This is a genomic window from Actinomycetes bacterium (genome assembly GCA_036000965.1).
Lineage (GTDB): Bacteria > Actinomycetota > CALGFH01 > CALGFH01 > CALGFH01 > DASYUT01.
In genome coordinates, this window is the sequence record DASYUT010000212.1 from 1 (window position 1) to 4,813 (window position 4,813).

Sequence of the window (4,813 nt, forward strand, 5' to 3'; positions counted from 1 at the left end):
GTCGAACGCGTCCGCGCCGAGATCGATCAGCTGTTCGCCTCCGAGCAGGACCTCGGCCAGGTCTTGGAGCAGGTCGCCCGGCTGAGCGTGCGGCTGGTCATCCAGGCCGCGGTGGAAGCCGAGGTGACCGAGTTCCTCGGCCGGGACCGTACGCCCGCGGTGAGCGCGAGCGCGCCGGGTATCGCCACGGCCACGCCGAATTGACCGTCAAGACCACCGCTGGGCTGGTGGTGCTGGAGCGACCCAAGCTGTGCGGCACCGACCAGCCGTTCACCTCACGGCTGCTGGGCAAGGGGGTCAGCCGCACCAACGCGCTGGAGGCGCTGGTGCTGTCGGGGTTCGTGCGCGGCCTTTCCGTCCGCGACGTAGAGGCAGCCTTGGCTGAGGCGCTGGGGCCGGAGGCGGCACTGTCGAAGTCGACGGTCAGCCGCGTCTGCGAGGCGATCAAGACCGAGTTCGACGCCTGGAAGCTGCGTGATCTCAGCGGGATCGAGCTGGAGTAGCTGTTCCTGGACGGGTCGCACTTCCGGATGCATCCCGGCGCTCGGGCCGAGCCGGTGCTGTGCGCCTGGGGCATCACCACCCAAGGCAGTCCGGTGCTGGTCGGGCTGGCCCCAGGTGCCAGCGAAGGCCACGACCCCTGGGCCAGGGTCCTGGGCGAGTTGGTGGACCGCGGGCTGCGGGCGCCGCTGCTGGTGATCACCGACGGTGCGGCGGGGCTGATCGGCGCGGTCGAGGTGGTCTTCGCCAACAGCCTGCGGCAACGGTGTCTGGTGCATTATGCCGAGCAGTGGATTATGCCGAGTTGGGTCTCAGAGCCCTTGCGGGACAAGGGTTCCAGGCTACTGAAGTCGGCATAATCAGAGGCCCTTCAGGAAGGCGAGCAGCGAGTCGGGGGCGCGGTAGCGACCTGGGGTCGTGCCGGTGGGCGCGGTGCGCGCCAGCGCCCGTTCTTTGATGGCGAGATCGGCGTGCAGGTAGATCTGGGTGGTCTCGATCCCTTCGTGGCCGAGCCAGAGCGCGATGACCGAGGTGTCCACGCCGACAGCAAGAAGGCGCATCGCACACGTGTGGCGCAGGACGTGCGGCGTCACCGTCTTGGTGCCCAACGAGGGGAAACGCGTGGCGGCCGTGCGGACATGTCTTGCCACCAGGACGGCGACGGCATCGCTGCTGAGGGAGCCGCCGCGACGGCTGGGGAAGACTGGATCGTCTGGCCCTCCGCCGCGCTCGGCCAGCCAGACCCGCAGCAGCGCGCACACCTGGGTCGTCAGTGGCGTGATCCGCTCCTTGCGGCCTTTGCCGTGACAGCGAAGGTGGGCGCCGGTGCCAAGCTCGACGTCTGCGCACGTCAGCGAAGTGAGCTCGGAGACACGCAGCCCGCTCTGGACGGCCACGAGCAGCAATGTGTGGTCGCGACGGCCCACCCAGGTGTCGCGGTCGGGTGCGACGAGGAGGGCCTCGACCTCGTCGTCGGTGAGGAACGACACGAGCTTTCGGTCCACGCGCTTGGCGGGGATGGCGAGCACCCGCTGGATCAGCGCCGCGTGCTCGGGATGGCGCAGCGCCGCGTAGGCGAACAGCGAATGAACAGCAGCCAGTCGGTTGTTGCGGGTGCGCACGCTGTTGTGACGCTCCTGCTCCAGGTGGTCGAGGAAGGCGCCGATCACCACGGCGTCGAGATCCTCGAGGGCGAGCCTGGCAGGCGCCTTCCCGGTGCGGCGCTGGGCGAAGCCGAGCAACAGCCGGAACGTGTCTCGATAGGAGGCGACGGTGTGCGGGCTCGCCCGACGCTGGGAGATCAGCCGCTCGGTGAAGAAGCCCTCCATGACAGGCGCCAGCGCGCTCATGGCTGTGCTCCGGCGGCGTCGAGGCGGGCCGCGACAAGGGTGAGCAGCTCAGGTGCGGCCGAGAGATACCAGTAGGTGTTGCCGGGATGGACATGCCCGAGGTATGTCGACAGCAGCGGCATGCGCGCCGCGACATCCGCTCCGTCTCGATACCAGCCGAGCAGCGTCCGCACCGCGAAGCTGTGGCGCAGGTCGTGCGGGCGAGGTCGGCACTTCCCCGAGCGAGGCTTCAGTCCGGCACGGCGGACGAGGTCCAGCCAGGCGACGTGCGCGTTGCAGTACAGCAGACGAGTGCTGGCGGTCGAGACGAAGAACGAGGCGTCGCGCGGGCGCCGGCAGAGCTGGTCACGGCGACGCGCGTAGGCAGCGAGTGCCTCGACCGTGCTTGGGTGCAGCGGGACCTCCCGGGACTTGCCGAACTTGGTCTCTCGGATCCGCAACACGCCGCCGGCCAAGTCGATGTCGTCGCGGTCGAGCCGGAGGGCCTCCCCGATGCGCAGCCCCGTCACAGCCAAGAGGCCGACCAAAGTCTCGAACGTCACCGCCCGCAGCGGCGCTCTGAGCTGACGAGCAGCCGCCATGAGCGCTTCGATCTCGGCGTCGGAATACAGGTAGGGCGTGGCCCGGTGGGTTCGTGCCGGGAGCAGCAGGGCTGGGGGCACTTCGTGGACAGGGTCGATGGCATGAAGGTGACGAGCGAAGGCCCGCACCACCGAGAGCCGCTGTGCCCACCAGTCCGAGCTCGCGTTGGCGGGCAGGCTGGCCCAGGCGAAGGCGTTCTCCGCTGTGATGGTGTCGGTGCCGTTCGCCTCCAGGTAGCTGATGAAGTCGGCGAGGAGCAGCCCGGCGCGGCGCAGCTTGAAGCCGAGCGCCCGGCGGAGAGCGAGGTAGTTGTCAAGCTCGGCGCGCAGGTCGCTCATGACGCGGCCCCGGGCCAGGGCAGGGCCAAGGTGCGCAACCGGTTCCTGTCGACCTTCGCGTACATGGCAGTGGTCAACACGCTGGCGTGGCGCAGGACCTGGCCCACCTCCATGAGGGAGGCTCCGGCGCGCAGCATCTCGGTCGCCGCCGTGTGGCGAAGGCGATGGGCGTTGACCTCGGGCAAGCCAGTTCGGGCACAGGCGGCGCGGACGATCGCGGACACACCGCCACTCGTGAGCGGGCGATGCGGCGCCCGCACCCTGGTGAAGACCGCGGGGATCTCGCAGCGCGGGCGTCCCCGACGCAACCATGCGGCGAGGGCCTCGCCGACGTCGACGGGGAGGGGCAGGCGCTCTTCCCGGCGGCCCTTGCCCCGGACCACGACCTCCCCAGCCCGCCACCATGGGAACCGTGGCCTCGAGCTGAGCCTCGGTGCGTCCGGCGACATAGAGGTAGCGGAGCAGCGAACGCAGCCCGCACACGACGTACTTGGCCGAGCCGACCGAGCGCGGCGCGCACTCCGCCAGCACGAACTCGGTCACCTCGGCCGCGCTGAGCCGCTCCAGGTGCAGCTCGCCGTCGCCGGCGCGCGCTGCGAGGAACAGCCTGGCCACGTGCAGGTAGCTGGCGATGGTCCCCGGCGCCAGGCCGCGTTCTTGCACCAGGTAGGTCCGGTAGCGCTCCTGGAGCTGCTCAGCCTCGGTTGCCGGAGCAGGCGGAGCAGACGTCGGGACCACGCCCAGCTCCCGCAGATACACAAGCACCGGCACCATCGCCTTGGTCGAGAGCCACAGCGTGTAGCCGTCGGCGCGTCGCTGAGCGAGGAACTCCGCCACTCGGGCGGGCGTCAACTCGTGGACGCCCAGCCCGGTGCTTTCCAGCCAGCGGCTCGCGTGCGCCATCAGCTGCAGCTGATTGCTGGCCGAGTGCAGCGTGTGTAGCCCTGCCGGGCGAGTTCCTGGCGGAACCCGGCCGCGAATGGCGCCAGCGGTCCGGTCACCCGAACCCGTGATGGCTTGCCCATCGTCGTCTCCTCTCCTCATCGGATCGATGTCGGAGAGAAGGGTTGGGCAGAGCCGCAGGATTATGCCGACTTCAGCAGCCTGGAACCCTTGTCCCGCAAGGGCTCTGAGACCCAACAAGGTGATCGGCCGGCTGCCTGGGGAGCGCTCGTGCCTGTCGCTGGTGTGGGCGGTACTGGACCGGGCCAGCCGTGGCTGGCGTGGGGTGGGCATGACCCCGGCCGGCGTGCGGCGGCTGCAGGATCTACGCCGCCAGCTCCTTCACCCGCCAGGGCTCCAAGCGGATAGGCGGTTTACTGTAGTAGACAAATGGCTTATCGTTCGCGGTAGTCCTAAATAGGCGACCAACTCGTCACGCACCGGACGAGTGCCAGTGCTCGCCACGGCTGCGCCGGGGTCGGCTGGCATGCCGGCCTGCCTCTCCCCCACTGCTGCCTGCAATCTTTCTTCGGCGGCAATGGCCGAAGCGACCTCACGGTCCAGCTCTTCGAGCAGGGATTGCAGCCTCTCCCGGAAGGCGGGATCTTTCAGCTTCCCGGTTAGCTGCTCGGCCAGCTGCTCCTGCACGACAGAGTCGTTGGGATCGGCCTCCAGTTGCTCCATTACCGCGCGGGTGTCTGGCTCACGGCGAAGCCTCTGACGCAGACGGCGCAACGCCTGCTTGGCGGCGCCGCTGACATCTTTGCCCATCTCCATCCAGCTGTCCCCCTCGTCGCTCCGAGTCCGCTTGGCCTCAATGCACCCGCGCACCGATCCACGGCACTCTACCTGCACGCAATCGGGCGACCTGCCACATCGGCCGGGCAAGGGCTGCCCGCCGCGCCCCGTGCGCCGCCCTAGTGCTCCGTCGCTGAGCTGGGATGAGAAGACGAACTTGTCCGCTTCGCGTTCGCGGCGGGCAGCTCTGACCCTTCGGTTAGAGAGGGGGTCAGGCGGCTCGGCTGCTGAGACGCTCGCGTCCACAGCTAGGCGGTGGTGGTCGTCAGCCGTGGCTGGCGTCACGGGAGGACGACGAGCTTG

General features: G+C 69.2%; 5 protein-coding genes and 1 pseudogene. 2 read left to right on the plus strand and 4 right to left on the minus strand.

Features of this window, described 5'->3' with window-relative positions:
• The coding region (locus VG276_19645; GenBank protein HEV8651545.1) for a hypothetical protein at nucleotides 1–204 on the plus strand (204 nt) is incomplete at its 5' end.
• Nucleotides 201–860: pseudogene (locus VG276_19650) on the plus strand (transposase). The gene VG276_19645 and the pseudogene VG276_19650, both read left to right, overlap by 4 nt.
• Here VG276_19650 and VG276_19655 read toward each other — a convergent pair.
• The 4 genes from VG276_19655 to VG276_19670 form a co-directional block, all read right to left on the minus strand.
• Complete coding sequence (locus VG276_19655) at nucleotides 861–1,850, minus strand: tyrosine-type recombinase/integrase (protein ID HEV8651546.1); 990 nt, start codon at nucleotides 1,848–1,850, stop codon at nucleotides 861–863.
• The gene (locus tag VG276_19660) at nucleotides 1,847–2,770 is read right to left on the minus strand and encodes a tyrosine-type recombinase/integrase (protein HEV8651547.1); all 924 of its coding nucleotides are present in this window, start codon (nucleotides 2,768–2,770) and stop codon (nucleotides 1,847–1,849) included. The genes VG276_19655 and VG276_19660 overlap by 4 nt, the downstream gene beginning before the upstream one ends.
• Nucleotides 2,767–3,219: a tyrosine-type recombinase/integrase gene (locus VG276_19665; protein ID HEV8651548.1), complete on the minus strand. Its 453-nt coding sequence runs from the start codon at nucleotides 3,217–3,219 to the stop codon at nucleotides 2,767–2,769. The genes VG276_19660 and VG276_19665 overlap by 4 nt, the downstream gene beginning before the upstream one ends.
• Nucleotides 3,220–4,054: 835 nt before the next feature.
• A complete protein-coding gene (locus VG276_19670) occupies nucleotides 4,055–4,489 on the minus strand; it encodes a hypothetical protein (protein ID HEV8651549.1) in 435 nt (144 codons plus the stop codon).
• Between the last annotated feature and the right edge of the window lie 324 nt (nucleotides 4,490–4,813).

Bases quoted from the DNA above. Each gene is read 5' to 3' on its own strand.
- VG276_19665 (HEV8651548.1), bottom strand. From the start codon at position 3,219: ATGTCGCCGGACGCACCGAGGCTCAGCTCGAGGCCACGGTTCCCATGG.
- VG276_19660 (HEV8651547.1), bottom strand. From the start codon at position 2,770: ATGAGCGACCTGCGCGCCGAGCTTGACAACTACCTCGCTCTCCGCCGG.
- VG276_19655 (HEV8651546.1), bottom strand. From the start codon at position 1,850: ATGAGCGCGCTGGCGCCTGTCATGGAGGGCTTCTTCACCGAGCGGCTG.
- VG276_19670 (HEV8651549.1), bottom strand. From the start codon at position 4,489: ATGGAGATGGGCAAAGATGTCAGCGGCGCCGCCAAGCAGGCGTTGCGC.